16 protein-coding genes and 1 riboswitch are annotated in these 21,455 nt (G+C 44.8%); of the genes, 4 read left to right on the forward strand and 12 right to left on the reverse strand.

What is annotated here, in order from left to right; genetic code table 11:
- Nucleotides 1-100: 100 nt before the first annotated feature.
- The 3 genes from T487_RS0104105 to rsgA all read right to left on the reverse strand — a co-directional run bounded on the left by T487_RS0104105 (nucleotide 101) and on the right by rsgA (nucleotide 3,770).
- Nucleotides 101-1,648, reverse strand: coding sequence for a uracil permease (locus T487_RS0104105; protein ID WP_031574348.1), 1,548 nt, complete (start codon nucleotides 1,646-1,648; stop codon nucleotides 101-103).
- Nucleotides 1,649-1,698: 50 nt separating this feature from the next.
- A complete protein-coding gene (locus T487_RS0104110) occupies nucleotides 1,699-2,268 on the reverse strand; it encodes a xanthine phosphoribosyltransferase (protein WP_031574350.1) in 570 nt (189 codons plus the stop codon).
- 138 nt (nucleotides 2,269-2,406) lie between these two features.
- Nucleotides 2,407-2,508: riboswitch (purine riboswitch) on the reverse strand.
- 173 nt (nucleotides 2,509-2,681) lie between these two features.
- On the reverse strand, nucleotides 2,682-3,770 hold the full coding sequence (gene rsgA / locus T487_RS0104120; protein WP_031574351.1) for a ribosome small subunit-dependent GTPase A: 1,089 nt from the start codon (nucleotides 3,768-3,770) through the stop codon (nucleotides 2,682-2,684).
- 453 nt (nucleotides 3,771-4,223) lie between these two features.
- Here rsgA and T487_RS0104125 point away from each other — a divergent pair, with 453 nt between their 5' ends.
- A complete protein-coding gene (locus tag T487_RS0104125; protein WP_031574354.1) occupies nucleotides 4,224-4,382 on the forward strand; it encodes a zinc-ribbon domain-containing protein in 159 nt (52 codons plus the stop codon).
- Nucleotides 4,383-4,495: 113 nt separating this feature from the next.
- Here T487_RS0104125 and T487_RS0104130 read toward each other — a convergent pair whose 3' ends face one another.
- Nucleotides 4,496-6,352 carry an ABC transporter ATP-binding protein gene (locus T487_RS0104130; RefSeq protein ID WP_031574357.1) on the reverse strand — a complete coding sequence of 619 codons (1,857 nt, stop codon included), beginning with the start codon at nucleotides 6,350-6,352 and terminating at the stop codon, nucleotides 4,496-4,498.
- Nucleotides 6,353-8,083 (reverse strand): ABC transporter ATP-binding protein, encoded by a 1,731-nt coding sequence (locus T487_RS0104135; RefSeq protein ID WP_031574359.1) that lies wholly within the window; start codon nucleotides 8,081-8,083, stop codon nucleotides 6,353-6,355.
- Nucleotides 8,084-8,292: 209 nt separating this feature from the next.
- Here T487_RS0104135 and T487_RS0104140 point away from each other — a divergent pair, with 209 nt between their 5' ends.
- Nucleotides 8,293-9,246, forward strand: coding sequence for a DegV family protein (locus tag T487_RS0104140; RefSeq protein ID WP_031574362.1), 954 nt, complete (start codon nucleotides 8,293-8,295; stop codon nucleotides 9,244-9,246).
- A gap of 70 nt (nucleotides 9,247-9,316) precedes the next feature.
- Here the strand turns inward: T487_RS0104140 and T487_RS0104145 are convergent, their stop codons facing one another.
- The 4 genes from T487_RS0104145 to T487_RS0104160 form a co-directional block, all read right to left on the reverse strand.
- A complete protein-coding gene (locus T487_RS0104145) occupies nucleotides 9,317-10,648 on the reverse strand; it encodes a M20/M25/M40 family metallo-hydrolase (protein ID WP_051651485.1) in 1,332 nt (443 codons plus the stop codon).
- A gap of 9 nt (nucleotides 10,649-10,657) precedes the next feature.
- Nucleotides 10,658-12,109 (reverse strand): YfcC family protein, encoded by a 1,452-nt coding sequence (locus T487_RS0104150; RefSeq protein WP_031574367.1) that lies wholly within the window; start codon nucleotides 12,107-12,109, stop codon nucleotides 10,658-10,660.
- A 134-nt stretch (nucleotides 12,110-12,243) separates the two neighbouring features.
- Entirely contained in the window at nucleotides 12,244-13,512 is a 1,269-nt protein-coding gene (locus T487_RS0104155) for an ArsB/NhaD family transporter (RefSeq protein ID WP_031574369.1), read from the reverse strand.
- Nucleotides 13,513-13,809: 297 nt separating this feature from the next.
- Nucleotides 13,810-15,078 (reverse strand): ArsB/NhaD family transporter, encoded by a 1,269-nt coding sequence (locus tag T487_RS0104160; protein WP_031574371.1) that lies wholly within the window; start codon nucleotides 15,076-15,078, stop codon nucleotides 13,810-13,812.
- A gap of 394 nt (nucleotides 15,079-15,472) precedes the next feature.
- Between T487_RS0104160 and T487_RS0104165 the strand changes: the two genes are divergently transcribed.
- A complete protein-coding gene (locus tag T487_RS0104165; RefSeq protein ID WP_031574373.1) occupies nucleotides 15,473-16,693 on the forward strand; it encodes a 6-phosphofructokinase in 1,221 nt (406 codons plus the stop codon).
- Nucleotides 16,694-16,760: 67 nt separating this feature from the next.
- On the opposite strand, the gene T487_RS0104170 is transcribed toward T487_RS0104165, so the two are convergent.
- The 3 genes from T487_RS0104170 to T487_RS0104180 form a co-directional block, all read right to left on the reverse strand.
- Nucleotides 16,761-17,801, reverse strand: coding sequence for an AbrB family transcriptional regulator (locus tag T487_RS0104170; protein ID WP_051651486.1), 1,041 nt, complete (start codon nucleotides 17,799-17,801; stop codon nucleotides 16,761-16,763).
- 141 nt (nucleotides 17,802-17,942) lie between these two features.
- Nucleotides 17,943-20,354, reverse strand: coding sequence for a heavy metal translocating P-type ATPase (locus T487_RS0104175; RefSeq protein ID WP_479725066.1), 2,412 nt, complete (start codon nucleotides 20,352-20,354; stop codon nucleotides 17,943-17,945).
- Nucleotides 20,296-20,658, reverse strand: coding sequence for an ArsR/SmtB family transcription factor (locus T487_RS0104180; RefSeq protein ID WP_031574379.1), 363 nt, complete (start codon nucleotides 20,656-20,658; stop codon nucleotides 20,296-20,298). The genes T487_RS0104175 and T487_RS0104180 overlap by 59 nt, the downstream gene beginning before the upstream one ends.
- 164 nt (nucleotides 20,659-20,822) lie before the next feature.
- On the opposite strand from T487_RS0104180, the gene T487_RS0104185 reads away from it, so the two are divergent.
- Nucleotides 20,823-21,455: a GntR family transcriptional regulator gene (locus tag T487_RS0104185; RefSeq protein WP_031574383.1), complete on the forward strand. Its 633-nt coding sequence runs from the start codon at nucleotides 20,823-20,825 to the stop codon at nucleotides 21,453-21,455.

A 21,455-nucleotide genomic window follows, 5' to 3' on the forward strand; every position in this document is an offset into this window, starting at 1 on the left:
CACCTAATTCCTTATTTTTTCATGTATCTATTATACCATAGGAAGAAAGGGCCCTCTTTTTCAAGATGCCCTTTCAAAAACACTGATATTCTCTTATGTTTTACTGCTCTGAAGCGGCCAGGAGATCTCCCGGCAAGACTTCTTCTGTCTTTTCACGGATTACTTCATTTTTTCGGAGCAGCACTTTATCATACCGTCTGTACCCTTCAAAAATAACAGTCACAGCCACGTATCCAGTTACAAACCTCATGTCGAAAAATAAGGCAAGCTTCGGTGCATGCATGAATCCAGTGGCTGAAAGAAGCGCAGCGCATAGAGAAGTGACCGATGCCTTCTTATACTCCCCATCAATCAGAAACACTAAAATAGCGCCCCAGATAAGGCCCGTAAACATGGCACCCTGTCCAAGAGGGACAATACCGCTGGACAGCTTTGCCACAACCTCGCCTGCCCCACCGTTAAAGCGGGTCATGAGATAATTGGCGAAGTAGGGGAACATGGCAATCACCACGGCTGGAAAATGTTTTTTCTCCACTGTGCCGAAGGCTTGGGTTACCATGGAGATGCCCACAAAAACAAGAATAGGTGCGATGACAGCCATAGGAATGATCCTAGCCATCACAGCCACCACACCAAAGGTGGAGGCTAAGAGAAACACAAAGCCGTTGAGGATAGAATATCCTCTTCCTGCATTCATCCATTTGGACCCGATGGAGGCGATATAAACGGTTGTGGGGAAAACGCCGCCAAAGAAAGTACCAAAGAGGGTACCAAGTCCGTCTGCCAGCTGAGCCTCTGCCACATCATATCTGTCTCCTGCAGATGCCATGGCTTCCACGTTGTTCATGGTTTCCACAAAGTTGTAGATAGAAATGGGAAGCAGTATGGCAAAAAGACCAGCCATTTCGCTAGCCATGAAAATAATACCTTCAAACAGTCCAAGGGTCGGGATGGGCAGGTAGAATCCAAAACTGCCTAGACCTTCCCGAACTTGGCTCATATCCTGACCACCCACAGTATAGGCTAGAAAAGTCCCGATGACGATGGCAAAGAGTGCAGCAGGAATCTTAAAAGGAAGAGGTTTTTTCGCAATAAAACCAATGAGCATAATGACAAGAACCACCATCCCAGCTACGGGCAGCTCATAAGTCATGAAGAACATCTCTCCACCAATGAATGCAAATGCGACGCCAGCTAGAGCACCCAGCATGGCTGCTCTAGGCAGGTGCCTATGAACAAACTTACCGATAAAGCTTCCTAGAACTTCTATGACACCACCAAAGAAGCAGGCACCCAGCCCAATTTTCCAGGCAAGCTCAGGATCCCCTGTAAGCTCTAAGGCAGGACGAAGCACGCCAAAAAGATAGATAAACATCACTGGAGTGGATACCCCATAGGCAAGAGCAGTCACATCTTTTCTTTTTTCTTTCAAAGCCAGCTTTTCTGCAAGCTTCGCATAATACAGATTGCCAAAAAGCACCGACATGGCAACGCCAGGAATGACCTTTCCATAAACGATGCTGGCCGGAAATCCCATGGCTGTCATAGAAACAGCTATGAGCACAAAATTTGCCAGGTTATTCTGAAACAGAGCAAAGAAACCATCGATGTCTTCACGTTTGAACCACGGATAAAAGTTCTTTTCCAAAAATAAATCTCTCCTTTATGAGTGCAGTAGAGGGGCGAGCAACGTATCATCTATAAAAATGTAATCTCTCCACGATCCATGGACAAAATGGTTGCAAGGGCTCTGATATCTCTTCCTTCGGCCCTGAGCTTCTTGCCCCCTTCCTGGAATCCTTTCTCAATGACTACGCCTGTGCCTAAAAGCGTGGCTCCAGAAGCTTCCACAATCTGATAAAGCCCCTTAAGCGCTTCCCCATTGGCTAAGAAATCATCCAGGATCAGCACCTGATCTTCTTTACTGAGATACCTTTTGGAAACTCTGATTTTATAATGCTGCTGCTTTGTATAAGAATAGACTTCACCTTCATAGGTCTCGGGATCCAGATTGAGAGACTGGGTTTTTTTCGCGAATACCACAGGAACTTGGAAGTGCAGTCCAGCCATGACCGCGATGGCAATACCTGAAACTTCGGCTGTCAGTATTTTTGTCACCTTCAGCTCTTTAAACGTCTCCTTGAAGGCTTTTCCAATCTCATTTAAAAATTCAGGATCCAGCTGGTGATTCAGAAAACTGTCCACTTTCAAAACAGATCCTCCCAGAACTCTTCCTTCCTGCCTTATTTTTTCTTTCAATGCTTCCATGATGATGCTCCTCTTTTCATACCCTCTGTTCTTAGGATCATACGCTCAAAATAAAAAAACCGTGGTTTCACCACGGCTAGAATACATCCTGATTCTCTGAAAAATAATGGACAGAAATACGTCCACTCTCCCAGAAGAAGAATCAGTTTGCACTCCCGTAGTCAGACCGTTTGCGGTGGTCTGGTAGAAACTTATGGACCATATCTCCAAGATTATACAGGGGATTCATTTTTTAATTAAAACTAATAATAACCCAGGACAAGAAAAAGCACAAGGACCTCTAAACCTTTACACAGAAAAATGTTCAACTATTTGCAGGAAAGAATGCATACAGACTGATATTTCGCAAGTTATCATCCACTAAATATGAAAGAACCTCTCCATCAGAAAGGTTCTTCACTTCACTTCCGTGATCAGTCACGGAACTCATACTTATTCTTCTTTTTCACCTGGTCCTTTGTCTTCTTCATCTCTTTCTTCCCACCAAACATACGGTCCAGTTTCTTCTTTTCAATTTCTCTGGAGTTCAAGCCTTCATAGCTGGGGACCTCTTGCCTGAGTTTGAGGAAATTCTCATATCTTTCCACAGGAAGCACCCCTTCCTCCACAGCCTTTTTCACAGCGCAATGGGGCTCACTCACATGGGAGCAGTCTCTGAATCTGCAGGATTCCGCCAAAGCATAGATGTCTTCGAAGGATTTTGAGAAATCCGCTTCCAGTATACCCAGTTCACGCATACCAGGGGTATCTATGAGCGCCCCTCCGTCTTCTAATAACAGCAGCTCCCGGTGCGTTGTCGTATGTCTTCCCTTATCTTCATAGCCCGTAGCCTTGGTCTCCATGACCGAGCTTCCGAGCAGACTGTTGATGAGACTGGATTTCCCAACACCTGAGGAGCCAAGAAAAGCCACAGTCTTGCCTTTCTCCGCATAGGGCCGAAGTTTGTCCACCCCTTCTCCCGTCAGGGAAGAAGTGACAATGACCTCATAACCCAGTGTAATTCTTTCCACTTCAGAAAGCTTCTCTGAGAGATTTTCCGCCAGGTCTCCCTTGGTCAGGACAATCACAGGAACTGCCCCGCTTTCAAGCGCTACTGTAAAATACCTCTCCAGTCTCCTAAGATTGAAGTTCTCATTAAGAGCCATACAGAGGAATACAGTATCCACATTAGCAGCTACAGCTTGCGCATCTCTTCTTTTCCCCGCAACCTTTCGGACAAAAAGGCTCTTTCTGGTGAGAATCTCATGGATCAGTGCATATCCATGGGTTTCTTCCTTTCGGTCCACCATGACAAAATCTCCCACCACTGGAAAGTCCGCTGGATCCATGGCTTCATAACGCATTTTTCCTGTGACTTCTCCGTGAATGGTTCCTTCAAGCAGTGCAATTTCATAGAGTTTTTGCTTCTGGCTGATAATTCTTCCAACATAATAGGATTCAAACTGACTGGCTTCCGCCAGCACTTGTTCTGTAAACCCTAGGCTTTCATTTCTTTGATTCAATTTATTACCTCCAACTTTGGTTTGGAGGAATTTTGCTTCTTATCCGGCAAATCCTCCAGCAGTTCTGTTCTTTGCAATCATTCTTCTTACAATCATCTTAAAACGCCTCCTTTGCCTAAATAAGATATAACGCAGACTATAACACAGTCCACATTCAAATTCATCATAAACCAATCCAATGGGAAAATAAAGTATTTTCTCTGATTCCCGTAGAGTTATACTCTTGTGGCTCTTTACTTCTCAGAGTTCATAATGCTGTTTGCTTTCTCTGCTGCATTTACTTACTTTTCTTCTGAAAAACTATTTTCGAAAAAAGCTATCTATTTTTTTAAAGGTGTGCTATACTAAACAAGTCGGAAACGGCAAAACAAATTTACAGTTAATTACACAGATTTCAATTTCGCCTTAGCGACAGAGAATTTTAGGTATAACTGTTCTAAGGAGGAAAAACACATGGAAGACAAGAAGATCATTTGCAGAGACTGCAACAACGAATTCATTTTCACCGTAGGTGAGCAGGAATTCTACAAGGAAAAGGGTTTCGAAAACGAACCAGTTAGATGTCCTGATTGCAGAAGAGCAAGAAAGAACGAAAAGTTCAACAGAAGATAATCTAATAAATCAAGCAGTTGCGTAAGCAGCTGCTTTTTTTGTGCCATAAACTATGATATCAACAAGAAGGATCCCCTTTGTTTCATCACAGGGATCCTTCTTTTCAATATATTCTATACTTCCGATATTGCACCATTTCCTACCTGGCTTATAACCATCTCATGATATCTGCCCTTCATCCTCATCAGTTCTTCATGAGGCCCCTCCTCGAGGATCCTTCCTTCTCCGATGACATAGATTCTGTCAGCGCTCTTAATGGTGGAAAGCCTGTGGGCAATGATGACACTCGTCCGATTTCTCAGAAGCTTGACCATGGCTTTCTGTATTTCCTTTTCAGTCTTGGTGTCTACAGAGCTGGTGGCTTCATCGAGAATTAGCACTGGCGCATCAGAAAGCACTGCTCTTGAGATGGCCAATAGCTGTCTCTGCCCTTGGGAAAGCGTATCTGTACTCCCAGAAACCTCCGTATCGTACCCTTGAGGAAGCTTCAGAATAAAATCCTCTGCATGAGCGACTCTGGCTGCATGGTAAATCTCCTCATCGGTGGCATCAGGTCTTGCATACCTGATGTTTTCCCGGATGGTACCGGTGAACAGGAAGGTGTCTTGCAGCACCACTGAGAAATTCTCCATGAGACTTCTTCTCTCAATAGTCCTAAGGTCCATTCCATCAAAGGTGATGGTCCCTTTTTCCAAGTCATAAAACCTGGTCATAAGGTTCACAATGGTTGTTTTTCCTGCTCCAGTTTCTCCGACCAGCGCAATGGTTTCCCCTGGATTCACCTTGAAACTTACACCTTGAAGCACAGGTTTATCTTTGGCGTAAGAAAAATAAACGTCCTGAAAAGAGATTTCTCCTCTAGGATTCATTAGGGTCACTGCATCATGAACATCTTTCTCTTCTTCCTGTTCATCCAGAATCTCAAAGACTCTCTCCGCCCCCACCAGCGCCTGCTGTATGTTCGTGAACATACCGGCAATGTTGTTGAGTGGTCTGCCGAACTGTTTGGAATAAGTAAGAAAACTCACAACAATCCCGACACTGATGGTACCATTCACGCTCATGAGACCTCCTGCAAAAGCTATGAGCGCAAAAGAAAGATTGCTGATAACCCCCATGAAAGGCATGAGAAAACCTGCCCAGATCAGCGCTTTTGTTGCGGCTTTTTCCAGCTCTTCATTCACCTGTCTGAACTCTTTCAGTGTTTCTTCTTTTCTGTTGAATGCCTTCACCATTTTCATGCCCGTAATGCTCTCTTCTACAATCCCACTCAGATCTCCCAACGCTTTTTGTCTCTGCATGAAGTAAGTTCTGCTTTTCTTCGCAATGATTTTCGTCAGGATGATAAAAAGCGGAACCGCAATGAGCGCAAGAAGCGTCAGCAAGAAATTCAAAGAAAGCATCATAATGAGGGAGCCTACCAATGTGAAGAGGGATGCGATGAGCTCTGTAGTTGTCTGTGCAATGGAACCGCTGATATTATCCACATCATTGGTCATACGGCTCATGGTATCTCCATGGGGTCTTCTATCATAGAACAGAAGGGGAATTCTCTGAAGCTTACTGAAAAAGCTCTCTCTCAGATCCTTCACCAAACGCTGGGTCACCTTGGCCATAAGAACGCCATTGACGGTCTGAAGCAGCCAAACCATGACATAGCAGAATAGAAGGTACAGAATCATTCTCTGGAGAAGAGGAGTATCCACGAGGTTATTTTCCAGATCATAGGCATTGATGGCTCTTCCGATATAGAGAGGCACCACCAGGGAGAAAGAAGACGCTATCAGGGTAAGGACAGTTGCGCGCAAGAGCGCTTTTCTGTATCTTCTGAAAAGTGCCAGAAGCCGCTGAAGGGTTTTCTTGTATGCTCTTGGTTTTTCAGAAGGAACAAAACGGTTTGCTCCACCGCCAAACCGTCCGAACTTTGGCATCTGATCGAGATTCTGAGCCCCTTTTCCATTCTTTTCCATCTACATCACCGCCTTATCCAGTTCTCCAATTTGAGACACATACAAATCTCTATAGGTGGAAGAATTCTTCATCAGGTCCTCATGGGTACCAAATCCCTCCATTTTCCCTTGAGAAAGAACGAGAATTTTATCCGCACCCATGGCTGTGCCAATTCTCTGGGTGATGAGGATGGTCGTTCTTCTGGGTTTAAACTCCTTTATAGCTTCCCTGACTTTTCTGTCTGTCACTGCATCCAGTGCTGATGTGGAATCATCCAGAATGAGTAGCTTGGATTCTTTGGCCAGCGCCCTGGCAATAGAGACTCTTTGCTTCTGTCCCCCCGACAGATTCACCGCCCCCTGGTAAATACTGCTCTCATACCCTTCTTGCATAGAAAGGATAAACTCTTCTGCTTGGGCGGCTTGTGCAGCACTCTCCACTCTCTCAGGACTCATTTCTGGACTGCTCCATGCGATATTATCCCGAATAGAACCTGAAAACAGCATGGTCTTCTGGGAAGAAACGGATACTGCATTTCGCACCTTATCCACTGCGTAGTCCCGAATGTCTATGCCATCAAGAAGAATCCTGCCTTCCTTCACATCATAAAATCTAAGGAGCAGCCAAACCAGGGTGGATTTACCAGATCCCGTAGGCCCGATGACCGCCAAGGTCTCGCCCGCATTGATACGAAAGCTCAAATTTTCCAGTGCGTAGAGTCCGCTTCCAGATGGATAGGAGAAGGAAAGATTCTCAAACACCACAGACATGGCTTCGGATGTGCTTACCTTTGTACCTCCTTTCGCATCTTCCTCTGCCATGAAAACCTCATGGATTCTTTCAGTGGATGCTTTGGTGCGGACAAAGGTCGTGAAAATATTTGTAATCATAATGATAGAGGTGAGAATCTGCGTCATATAACTGATAAACGCAGCAACCTTGCCCACTTCAATCTCCTGCCGAACAAAAAGAATGCTTCCGGCATAAAGAACCATCGCAATACCAAGACTCACCACCAGACTAAGCACCGGAGCGAAGTAAGCAATGACCAGCTGGGAACTGATGCCTTTTCTCTCCAGATCTTCATTGGATTTTGCAAACTTCTCTTCCTCGAAATCCTGTCTGCCAAAGGCTTTCACCAGACGGATTCCAAGCAGATATTCCTGGACCACAAGGTTCAACCTGTCCATGGCATACTGGACTTTCGCAAAGCGCTCATAGCTCAACTTCATGCTGAAATAGATAAGCACTGCCACAACACCCACCACCAGAAAGAGAATCATGGAAAGCTTCGGGCTGAGAGCAGCGGCAAGAATCATACTTCCGATGCCTGTCACCGGCGCTTTGAAAAAAATGCGCATCATTCCGTTGACAAACTGCACCGCCTGGGCAGTATCATTGGTCATTCTTGTGATGAGAGAACCGCTCTCCATGCGATCTGCACTTCCTTCAGAAAAGTTCATGATCTTCTCGAAAAGATCCGCCCTCAAGTCCTTCCCAAATCCTTGGGAAACTTTGGAAGCCAGAATGTTCCGTAACGTAGCAAAGACAGCCCCTAAAAACGTGATGAAGAGCATCAGAAGACCATATCCTATCACCGTCTCCACATTTTTCTCACGAACCCCTTCATCAATGATCCTGGCCATGATGGTGGGCTGTAGAAGATCAGCCATGGCCTCCAGGAAAACAAAGGTGGTGGCTGTAAAAAAAAGTACCCGATATTTACGAAAATACCTTTTGTATATGTTCATGTTTATCTCCATTCTGATATAAATAAAAACTTACAACCATTATATCAGAGGTTTTTCCAATATTGTCCAGCAGCAGTATACAAAACCTTCAGTCTCCATACAAGAATTTAAGACGATAAGAGTATCAAAATCTATCAATCTATTTTATAATAGAATGGATTTACAGAATGAACTGAAACCGAAACTCATTCTGAACTGGAGGAATTTTAATGATCAAAATCATGGCAGATTCAACCTGCGACCTGTCCCAGGATATTTTGGACAAGTATGACATCAGCATTGCACCTTTAACTGTAACCATGAACGGAAAAACCTATAGAGACCGAGTGGATATCACGGCGGATGAGTTTTACAGCATGATGGAAAATCTGGAGACACCACCGACTACTGGCATGCCAAGTCCCTCTTCCTACCTCGATATCATGAAAGAAGCAAAAGACAAAGGTATGGAAGAAATACTCTGCATCTGTATGAGCAGCGGCACCAGCGGTGCTTACCAGTCTGCCGTCCTTGCCAAAGACTATTTTTACGAGGAGTTCCCAGGATCAAATGTGAAAATCCATGTGGTGGACTCCACATGCATGAGCCACGGCAGTGGCTGGCTTCTTATGAAGAGCGCCATGCTTAGAGAAAAGGGAGCAAGCTTTCAGGAGCTCATCGACTTTAATGAAGCTTACAAAAGAAACGTAAAGCACTTCCTCACCGTGGATGATCTTAATCATCTCCTTAGAAGCGGACGCCTTTCCAGCGCCAGCGCCCTCATCGGCAAAATGCTGAAGCTGAAACCCATCATGTCTATGAAAGACACAAAAGGCGCCATCGTCGCCAAGGAGCGCGGAAGAAAGAAAGTTCTTACCCACTACGTAGAGGAGTTCAAAAAGAGAAACGATGAAAATCTCACAGCTTTTGTCATCATCGGATACACCACAGACAAAAGCTACGCCGAAAACCTGAAAGCGAAGTTTCTTCAGGAGACTGGTTTTACTGGAGACATCTATATCATGCAGATGGGTGTTGCTGTAGGAACCCATGTGGGTCCTGGTGGACTTTCCATGTTTTTCATGGAGACCGGAGACCGAAAAGACAATCTCCTTCTCAATGAATGGGAAGCTCTCGTTGCGAAAAAAGATGCCTTCCTAGATAAGTTCGGACTGAAAAAATAAATAAAAGCCATCAAAAAGAGCGGATTCTCCCATAAGAGATTCCGCTCTTTTATGCATCCTAAATGAATCCTTAGGAAAAATGAAGGAATAAATTCCTATAGAAGGCAATCATTCTTTCCAGATTTTCCATAGAAATCCGTTCATCGGTTCCATGAATTCTCTTGAGATCCTCATTCTTCATCCTCACTGCACTAAATCTCAGGATGTTATCTGAAAGCTCCTCATATTTTCTGCTGTCTGTGCCGCCGGCCATGAGATAAGGCAGTACCACTGCATCCTCATAGATTCCAAGAATAAGACTTTTCAGAAGAGAAAATGCATCTCCTTCATGGTCCGTGACTTTGGAAGCCTCTTCCTTCACAAGATACTGGTACTGTACCGGAAGCCCTTCATGGATTTTCTTCAGGTGACGAAGAACATCCTCTGTGGTATCCCCTGGCAGAATTCTTGCATTGAGGATCATAGAAGCTTCCTGGGGAATAACATTATATGCATTTCCTGCCCGGACCACCGTTGGTGTAAGGGTTGTTCTTATGAGCGCATGAAGCGCCGGTGTTTTTTCCAGGGTCTTCCGCACCAACGGAAAGCTCGTTCTGATGTTTCCAAGGAGTTTGCCTTTCCATCCCATGTGAGGACCCATCCCTTGAAACATCGCCTCCACAGATCCAGTCAGTCTTGCTTCCATGGGCTGGCTGGCAATGGCAAGGAGCGCTTTTCCAAGGACTTCTGTCACCAGATATTCCGGCGGCATAGAAGAGTGTCCGCCTTCTCCCTTTGCTGTCACTTTGATCATGGAAGATCCCTTCTCTGCAACCCCAACCAGGGCCAAAGGCACTGTAACCCCTTCCAGGACATCTTCCATGACTGCACCGCCCTCATCCAGCACCATAAAAAATCTCAAGTTTTTCTCTCTAAAATAGGCGGAAATCTCTTTCGCGCCAAGACTGCCTCCCACTTCTTCATCAAATCCAAAGGCAAGGTAAAAATCCCTGGCGGGTGTATAACCTCCCTGAAGAAGATTCTCCAAGGCTTCCAGGATGGAAATCACCTGATTTTTATCATCTAAGGTGCCTCGTCCGTATACATATCCATCCCGGATTTCTCCTCCAAAAGGATCGCTCAGCCAGTCTTCTTTCGTTCCTTCTGCCACAGGCACCACATCATAATGTCCAAGAAGTAGAACCGGCTCATCTTCTTTATTGCCTTGAAGATGAAAAACTGGACTGTACTTATTGATCCATGTGACTTCTGCTCTCCTGTACACTTCTTTATACGTTTCCTTGAGATGTGAAAGGAACTCTTCGTAAGGCTTAAAATCCACTCGTTCCATATCCATGTCAGAAACAGTCCTGAACTGAACTGCTTTCTGAAGACTTTTCACCGCATCATCCAAATTTCTCATAAAACTCTCCTAAAACGGGCCATACTGAAAGGAATTGGCCAAAAACAAAAACATCAGCGTCACAATAAAAACAATACCTTGAATCTTAATGGACCACCGGATCCACTTAGGATAACTGACCACTGTAAGTCCCAGTGCAATCATAAGTGTTGGATTCGTTGGAAAAAGAAGGTTGGAGAATCCATCTCCAAACAAGAACGCCTGGACTGCTGTTTGCCTTGTGACCTGGAGAATATCTGTAAGAGGCAAAAGGATCGGCATCACAAGAAATGCTTTCGCAGAACCAGAACCAATGAAGAAATCCAGCATCAGAATGAGAAGGTAAAGACCCAGTACCGCCATATTGGGGCTAAGGCCAGACAACCTCTCTGAAGCATAGTAGAGGACTGAATCCATCACCATACCCTCTGTCATGATATGCTTGATGGACATGGCCATGAGGATCAGAAGAACCGCGGGTAGCATCGAAGTAAAACCCTGGGCAAGATCTTTCAGCATCCCCTGAAACGGCTTGTACTCACTTAATATCCCGGAGGTCACAGACGCAACAAGAAAGATCACAGCCACTAAAGGCAGCGCCGCTGCCGATAAAACTGGGATAAAGAATCCCAAAGCAATAACCATCACCATGGCAAGAATAAAATAGCCGTAGATCTTTACAACTCTCCCAAGATTTTTATTTTTGGTGGATATGGGCTCTTCAAAATGGGTGAACCTTTCTTTCAGCGCACGGTCTTCCTCATACACCATAGAAAAGGACGGATTCTTCTCGATACGCTTCGCATAGAGATAAAGATACCCATACAAAATGCAGTAAATGACAGAGAAGATAAGCACTCTGTAAAGACTTCCTGAAAAAGCCGGTAGACCTGCAATCTTTTGAGATACCCCCAGGGTAAAGGGATTGAGGATGGCCGCAGCAAATCCGAATCCCGACGCCATGGCGCTGATGCCAAGACCTACAAGTGAATCCCATCCAAAGGAGTAGGATAGCGTCACAGCCATGGGCACCAGAACGATAAGCTCCTCAAAGATTCCGAAAAAGGAACCAAAGGACATAAAAAAGAGTATCAGAAGTCCCATGAGAAGATACTTGCGTTTCTCATATTTCTCCACCATAGTCTCCATGATGTAGCGCAAAAGTCCGCTCTCATCAAGAACCCGGAAAGACGCTCCTATCAGTAATAAAAACATGATGATGACAATGATGGTCACTTGATCTTCACCAAAGAGAACTTCAAAGGGCGCAGTAATCCATCTGTATAGAGGGTACACCGGACGTTCCAATACCGAAAAGGACCCTGGCACTATTTTTTCACGGCCATCTTCTAGAATCCTCTCGTAGGAACCTGAGGGGAGCACCCTTGTGAGGACTCCTGAAAGAAGCATGAGGATCCCTAGAATGGTGACGGAAGAAAAAAATGATTTTTTGGAAAGGGCTACACCACGTCTTTGCTGCATAAATTCCACCTCTTTCTACGTATGATCTTAGTAAAATTCTATCACAAAAATCCTGATTATTTCACCATAAGCAAGCATACAAGCAAAATAATCACACAAAAAAAGACCCCGAAGGGTCTTTAGAAAATGAATACTTATGCAAATAAGAACCATGTCAGAATGTATCCTGTAATAACGGCAATGAGGGTGAAAGGCACACCAATGGAGGTGAAATCCTTGGTTTTCACTTCGTAGCCCTGCTTCGTCAGAATACCAATTCCTGCAATGTTTGCAGAAGCGCCAATGGGGGTAAGGTTCCCGCCTAAGGTAGCGCCGATGATGAGACCAAAGTAGAGCACTGTGATGTCTCCACCGATGAGCGCCCCAATACCGCCGATGACTGGAAGCATCGTTGCTGTATAGATGATGTTGTCGATAAACGCTGACACCACAACAGAGAACCACACAATCAGCGTATACACAATAAAAAGGTTGTCTCCTGCAATTTTGATAAAGATGGCCGCGATGTCATCAATAACACCCACTTCAGTGATTCCACCAACGACGATGAAAAGTCCAGAAAGAAGTAGAAGCGTCACATAGTCAATCTCCCTGACTGCATTGGCTACGGTCTTTTCATCACGCTTCACTACCAACGCCCGGATCATTCCCACAACAAAAAGTGTCATACAGATGATGCCATTGATGGTGCGCGGTGTGTTGGGTATGAAAGAAGCCGCAATGAGCAGCAGGACCATGAGAATCAGAAGAAAAGATGGGAAATAATCTGTCACAACGGTCTTGTCCAGCGCTGTCACTGGCTGCTTCTCTTTACGGAAGATCCATAGGAGCATCAGTGTGGATGCAATGGCACCAATCTGAACAATAAAGAACAATCCTATCTTTCCCTGGTAGAAGAAAAAGTCAAAGAAGTTCATATCCAGATGTCCAGCAAGAAGAATTGATGTGGTGTCTCCCACCAGTGTTGCAGCACCCTGCAGATTGGAAGCTACGGAGATGGCTATGATGCTGGAAACAGGTGATACATTCAGCTTCTTGCAGATGGTCAGCGCAACTGGAGCCACCATGAGCACGGTGGCCACATTGTCCACAAAAGCAGAAATGATTCCTGCAAATAGAGAAAGTGACACAATGGCCCATTTCACATTTGGTGTCTTGGCAATGATGAAGTCCGCTAGAAGAGACGGCATCTTAGAGTCAATAAAGAGAGACACCAGTCCCATGGTACCTGCGATCATTAGAATCACATTCCAGTCCACGGTGGTGAACACTTTTGAGAATGGCAGGATACCCAAGGCAACAAAAATGGTGGCTGTAGCCATGGCAATCTTTGCTCTGTGCTTAGGCAAAGACAGAAGCAGCACATAGGTCAGGATAAAAAGAACAATAGCGGTAGTTTTCATTTTTTCTCTCCTTGATGTTTTTTGGATTCTGTCTGAAAAGTGCAAAATAAAAAGACTTTTCCAATGCAATCCACTGGTAAAAGTCTCGCTTTCATAAACCTGATTGGACAACCGGATTTTACTCGTCATGACGACTGTCCACACTTTCAGTCTCATTTCAGACAGAAAGAAGCTACTCCCTAATACTCATTCATTTTACTGGAATTTCCTTCGTTTCTCAAGTAAAGATAATTTTTTGTCAATCTCAAAAATAGCTACAAAAGAAAAGACCCCGAAGGGTCTTTGGAAAACAAGTAATTATCCGAATATAAACCAAGTCAGAATATATCCAGTGATCACAGCAATCAGTGTGAATGGGACACCAATGGACGTGAAGTCCTTAGTCTTTACCTCGTAGCCTTGCTTTGTAAGAATACCGATCCCTGCAATATTTGCAGATGCACCGATGGGGGTAAGGTTTCCACCTAAAGTAGCGCCGATGATGAGGCCAAAATAAAGGACTGTTGGGTCTCCCCCAATAAGAGCACCAATACCACCAATTACTGGCAGCATAGTCGCTGTGTAAATAATATTGTCTATAAATGCGGATACCAGCACAGAGAACCACACAATCAGTGTATAGACCACAAATAAATTATCTCCAGCTATCTTTACAAATATCGCCGCAATGTCCTCGATAACCCCTACTTCAGTGATTCCACCTACTACGATAAAAAGCCCTGAGAGCAGAAGCAGCGTAACATAGTCAATTTCTTTGATTGCATTGATGACAGTTTGATTGTCTCTCTTAACAAGAAGAGCTCTGACTATTCCAACAACAAATAAAATGACGCAGATGATTCCATTGATTGTCTTGGGTGTATTGGGAATGAAAGAGGCTGTAATGAGAAGGATGATCATCAAAATCAGCAGTACTGTTGGGAAAAAATCTGTCACAACAGTTCTTTCTAGAGACGTTACTGGCTGTTTTTCTTTTCTGAACAGCCATAACAGCATCACGGTTGATGCAATGGCTCCAATCTGCACAATAAAGAACAGACTGGGCTTCCCATTATAAACAAAGAAGTCAAAGAAGTTCATATCCAGATGTCCTCCAAGAAGGATGGAGGTTGTATCTCCAACAAGTGTTGCTGCGCCTTGCAGGTTTGATGCCACTGCAATGGAGATGATACTTGGCACCGGGGAAATTTTGAGCTTTTTACAGATGGTCAGTGCTACCGGAGCCACCATGAGCACGGTGGCCACATTGTCCACAAAAGCAGAAATAATTCCTGCAAATAGAGAAAGTGACACAATGGCCCATTTCACATTCGGTGTCTTGGCAATGATGAAGTCCGCTAGAAGAGACGGCATCTTAGAGTCAATAAAAAGAGAAACCAGTCCCATGGTACCTGCGATCATTAGAATCACATTCCAGTCCACCGTGGTGAACACTTTTGAGAATGGCAGGATACCCAAGGCAACAAAAATGGTGGCTGTAGCCATGGCAATCTTTGCTCTGTGCTTGGGCAAAGACAGAAGCAGCACATAGGTCAGAATAAAAAGAACAATAGCGGTAGTTTTCATTTTTTCTCTCCTCGATGTTTTTTTGGAATCTGCCTGAAAAGCGCAAAAGAAAAAGACTTTTCCAATGCTATCCACTGGTAAAAGTCTCGCTTTCATAAACCTGATTGGACAACCGGATTTTACTCGTCATGACGACCGTCCACACTTTCAGTCTCATTTCAGACAGAAAGAAGCTACTCCCTAATACTCATTCAGTCTACTGGAATTTCTTTCCTTTCACAAGAGACAATTATTCTTAAATCGATCTCTTAACGTGGATTTAACTTTCAAGGATGGCATTGGGATAAACAACACCAGAATCCGCATAAAAAATTCCAAATTGCTGGGGAAAAGCATCCATTTATGATAAAATAAAAGAAAATTCTCACATTTCAGCAAAAGGCAGGTGCAATGAATGAAACTGGAAGGTAAAGTGGTAGTCGCTCAAGGAGGCGGACCTACCGCAGTCATCAATGAATCCCTCGTGGGAGTTGTTCTGGAATCCAGAAAATTTCCACAGATCACAAAAGTCTATGGTGCGATTAATGGTGTTCGGGGAATCATCAACGAGGATTTTCTTGATCTTACCCAGGAAACCACGAACAATCTGGAACGGGTGGCTGTGACTCCCTCCTCCGCCCTGTTCTCCACAAGAGACAAACCGGACAAAGCTTACTGTCAGGAGATTTTCAAAGTATTCAAAGCCCATGATGTGCGGTATTTTTTCTACATTGGAGGCAATGACTCAGCAGATACCGTCCGAATAGTAAATGAAGAAGCAGAACGCTCCAATTATGAGTTCAGAGCCATCCATATCCCAAAAACCATCGACAACGATCTCATGGTCAACGATCATACACCAGGCTATGGTTCTGCTGCAAAATTTGTGGCTCAGAGCTTCATTGGACTGAATCTCGACAACCGGGCCCTTCCCGGAGTTCACATCGGAGTGGTCATGGGCAGACACTCCGGGTTTCTCACGGCAGCTTCCTCCATCGCCCAAAAGTATCCGGACGATGGGCCACACCTCATCTATGTACCTGAAAAAGCGTTCAGAATGGATCATTTCCTCACAGATGTGAAAAAAATCTATGACAGATACGGCAGATGCATCGTCGCCGTTTCCGAAGGGGTTGCAGATGAAAACGGCGTCCCAGTTCTAGAAAAACTGGGACGCCGTGAAAAAGACTCCCATGGAAATGTTTCTCTCTCTGGTACCGGTGCTCTGGGCGATCTTCTTGTAAAAGAAGTGAAGGAGAAGCTCAGTATCGGAAGAGTCCGTTCCGATACTTTTGGTTATCTGCAGCGCTCCTTTATGGGTTGTGTATCGGATGTGGATCAGCGTGAGGCAAGAGAAGTAGGGGAAAAAGCCGCCCAGTTCGCCATCTGGCAGAACGTGGACGGATCCATCACCATCCATAGAACCGGATACTACTCCGTTGATTACAAGCTCAGCAGCCTGAAGGAAGTAGCCGCAAAAACAAAGCTGATGCCGGAAGAATTTTTAAATAAGGAAGGAAATAATGTCACCGATGCTTTCAAGTACTATCTGACGCCGCTTCTCGGCTCCAATATGCCTTCTGCCTCCATGCTTCGGGCACCTAGGGCCGACAAGATTCTGAGCTTGCGAAAATAACAAGAAGAACTCCACCATCTCCGCACTGTAGGGGCAGAAGATGGTGGAGTTCTTTATCTCGTTGGTTCTAAGAAAACCACTGGGATACTAAATAGAAAATCTGAGGAAAAATGGAGATGGCGCCAATGAGCCTTGCAATCTGGATCATGGCCACATCTGAACCTGAAACGCCAAGATCTGAGGCGATCAGCGCCATATCAGAAGCTCCTGCAGGTGAGGAGGACAAGATGGCCTGAGATAAAGGAATACCAAACTTCACCGAGATATAGTGCCCAAGTAGATAACAGGCAAGAAGATTCAATCCAACAAGAATCAGAGCAGGAATCAGAAGAAACTTCAGCTCTAAAAAATCCTGATAACCGAAATGACTGCCAATATAAGCCCCGGAAAAAAGCTGTGCCAGACGTTTAAACCAGATGGGAAATGTCACTTCAATATGGAGCATTTTTAAAAGCAGAATGGAGATCATAGCAAAAAGAAGCGTGCCTGCAGGAATGCCCAGCGTTTTTCCGAGCAGTCCGCCCAAGAAGGCTGCTGCCAAGGAAAGCCAAAGCTTTGACGTCCCAAAAGGCGATTCTTTCTTCACGATCAGATCTTGCTGTACCGGAGGATGAGAGATCCCTAGATTCTTTTCTCTTTTTACAAGGAGAGGAATCATACCGATGCCAGAAATCAGTCTCACAAACTGAAGCACTGTAACCTTAGTGGCATCAGCCCCCAGATCTGCAGCAATCAGTGGTGTATCACTGATTCCGCCAGGGATGCCACACAAAAAAGAAGTAAGAAGATCCAGAGGACTGACGAGATAAATTAGAATCCCCACAAGCACATTGGTGACGAATAACCCACCAAGAAGCACCAAAATAGGCCGCACAAGATCCTTCAGTCTTCCGAAGTTCTCTCTTTTCACCGTCATACCGATATATGCACCTGCAATGCACTGAGCAAGAAATCTGAACTCAGGCGGGATGTCCACCATGGATGTGTTGATATTAAGAAGTGCCACGGTCAGCACACTGCCCAGCATCATTCCTCCAGGAACTCTCAGCCTCTGTAGAAGAAATCCTCCTAAGAACGCTGCGGCAATGGTTATAAGCAAGTTTTCCATACTATGATCCTCATTTTTTGTACATATTTCTATCTTTATTATAGTACTTACCTTGGAGCATCGAAAACGCTATTCAAGAATATACAGTAAAAAAACACTAAACCAGCTTTCTGCTGGTTAGAACAGAAAGCTGGTTTTTCCTTATAAATGTTCTGTTTTCATGACTCTCATGGCATTGAGAACCGCAATGACAGTTACTCCGACATCCGCAAACACCGCTTCCCACATGCTGGCAACACCAAAAGCGCCAAGAACAAGGAAGACGCCTTTCACGCCCAGAGCAAAGATGATATTCTGCCAAACAATGCTGCGGGTTCTTTGGGCAATCTTAAGTGCGGTCACAATCCTCATGGGCTCATCGGTCATAAGAACCACATCGGATGCCTCTATAGCCGCATCAGAACCAAGAGATCCCATGGAGATGCCAATATCTGCCTGAGCCAGGACCGGCGCATCATTGATGCCATCTCCCACAAACACTATTTTTCTTGCTGTATTTTCTTTCAGCCTTTCGAAGACTGATACTTTATCTTGTGGGAGAAGCTCTGTGTACACTTCATCAATTCTAAGAGCAGTTGCGATTTCCTCCCCCACCTGCTTCAGATCTCCAGTGAGCATGACAGTTTTCCTGACACCCATTTGTTTCAGCACTTTGATGGTTTCCTGAGCACCCTTTTTAATGGTATCAGAGATCAGCAGTGCTCCAATGTACTGTCCACCTTGAGAGAGATACACTAGAGTTCCCCCAAAAGATAGTGGAGGCACGATGATTCCTTCTTTGTCCATAAGCCTTCTGTTGCCAGCAAATACTGTTTTCCCATCAAGTACAGCCTTGATGCCATGGCCGGCTATTTCCTCATACGAGGAGATTCGTTCTCTTTCCAGTTCTTTACCGTAGGCGGTTACTATAGAAAGAGAGATGGGATGACTGGAAAAGGACTCCACATGGGCCGCTGTTTCAAGAAGTGAAGCCTCAGAAAGATCTCCTTCAGGTAGAATCTTTGTTACTGTGAACTTACCTTCTGTAAGGGTTCCAGTCTTGTCAAAGACCACGGTCTCCACATCATTCAGCGCTTCCAGATAGTTCCCGCCTTTTATCAGCACACCTCTTCGGGAAGCACCTCCGATACCGCCAAAGAATCCCAAAGGAATAGAAACAACCAGTGCACAAGGACAGCTGATCACCAGAAACACCAGAGCTCTATAAGCCCACATGGAAAAGGGGTCTCCTAGAACCAGCGGTGGAATCACCGCCAGCAGCAGTGCGGAAACCACTACAAAAGGTGTATAGTATCTGGCAAACTTTGAGATGAAACTTTCCGTCGGCGCTTTTTTCCCAGAAGCATTCTCCACAAGCTCCAATATTTTAGAGACAGCAGAGGCTCCAAATTCCTTTGTCACTTCCACTTTTAGAAGACCATTCTGGTTGATGAACCCGCTGAGGATCTCGCTTCCTGACTCCACATCCCTTGGCATAGACTCACCAGTGAGTGCGGAGGTGTTCAGGGAAGAGGTTCCTTCTACCACCACGCCATCCAGAGGCACCTTCTCTCCAGGCTTCACCAGGATCACATCTCCAGGCTTCACCTCTTCCGGTGACACTTTCACTGCAGCACCATCTACAATAAGATTGGCATATTCCGGGCGGATGTCCATAAGTTCTGCAATGGATCTTCTTGACCTTTCCACCGCCATGGACTGAAACAGTTCTCCCACCTGGTAAAAGAGCATCACTGCAACGCCTTCTGCATACTCTCCAATGATAAAAGCACCGATCGTGGCAATAGCCATGAGAAAATTCTCATCAAAAACCTGCCCTCTCACAAGGTTTCTGACTGCACGAAGCACAATCTCACCACCCACCAGTACATAGGACAAGAGAAAGAGAAGAACCTTCAGGGTATCACTGACGGGCATCGCAACTGCAGCCAAAAGAAGAAATCCGCTGAGGACAATCATGGACAGGTCCTTCCCGTGAACACGGAGTATTTTCTGATACTCTCCTTCCACCTTTCTCTCTTCTTTTTCCGCCAAAATGAGCTTCGTATCTTTTTCAATGCTTTCTATGATTTCTGCCATCTTTTTTCTGTCCTCATGAGACAGCATCCCTTCTTTAGGCAGCACTCTCAGCTTTCTTGTGGCAAAATCAAGCGTAACAGACTGAACAGCTGGAAGCTTCGAAAGCTCCTGTTCCATTTTCATGGCACAGTTTGCACATCCAAGACCCTCCAGGAGGTAAATCTCCTCTTCTGTTTTACTCTTCCTTTTTTCCTTCACAACCACATCAGGCTCATGACGATGCACAATATGCTCCGCTTTTTTCAATAGCTCCTCATCTTCATGCGCACCATAGATGAGGGTAAGGGTTTTCGTGGCAAAATTCACCTCTGCTTTGACGCCCTCCAGAGTATTCATCTCGTTCTCTATTTTCAAAGAACAGTTTGCACAGTCCAGACCTTCCAAAATCAGTTCTTTCTTTTTCAGTTCCACTTCATTACACCCCACTTCCTTCTGATACATGTTCCATAGCCTGATCAAAAATGGTGCGTACATGATCGTCCGCCAGGCTGTAATAAACGATTTTTCCTTCTCTTCTGTTCTTCACAAGCTTTGCCTGTTTCAGCACACGAAGCTGATGGGAAATCGCAGATTGGGTCATATTCAAGGCATACGCCAGATCACAAGTGCACATTTCATGAGCATCCAGTGCCCATAGAATTCTCACCCTGGTAGAGTCCCCAAAAACCTTAAACAGTTCTGCAAGGTCATAAAGACCTTCCTCCGCCGGCATTTTATCGAGTACTATATTTAAGACATCTTCATGGATTACATCACAATCACATTTCTCAGCTCTCATGAAAGCACCTTCCCATTTCGTTTCATTTAACGATTGAATGATTGTTCAATCGTTAAATTGAGTATACGCTTCAGAAGATGCTCTGTCAATATCGAAGAGACTGTAGAAAGCTGGAAATCCTATGATATAATGACAGTAAGAATCAAAGCAATGGAGTGATCACCTTGGAAAAAGAAGGACGAGTTAAGGTACCGAGATACAAGCAAATTGCACTAGATATCGCTTCCAGAATCGCAAACGGGGAATTTCCGGAAGGCTCCAAAATTTTTGGCCGTTCCTCCATGGCCGGTGAATACAATGTCTCCCCTGAGACCATCCGCCGGGCGATCATCCTTCTGGAGGATATGGATGTGGTTCAAGCGACCTTAGGCAGCGGTGTTCAGATCCGTTCCAAAGAAAATGCCCACCGTTATATGGAGAGCAGTCAGAGCAAGGAAAGCATTTCTTCCTTAAGAGAAGAAGTCGTCTCCCTTCTGGAGCAGAAGAAAAATATTGAAAATGAGATCATGGAGATCATTGATAAAATCATTGATTATTCAGAGCGCTTGAAGAACACCAATCCTATGAATCCAGTGGAAATGGCACTTCAGGAAGATTCCCATCTCATTGGTAAAACCATCTCAGAAAGCAAATTCTTCCAGAAAACAGGAGCTACCATCATTGGTATACGACGGGACAAAGAGCTCATTCTCACACCAGGCCCTCAGCTGCAGTTCCATAAAAATGACAAGCTTCTTTTGGTCGGTTCTTCTGAAATCATTGAGATTGCTAAAAAATATCTGAAAAATGAAATATAG

It is taken from the genome of Proteiniclasticum ruminis DSM 24773 (genome assembly GCF_000701905.1).
GTDB lineage: Bacteria > Bacillota > Clostridia > Clostridiales > Clostridiaceae > Proteiniclasticum > Proteiniclasticum ruminis.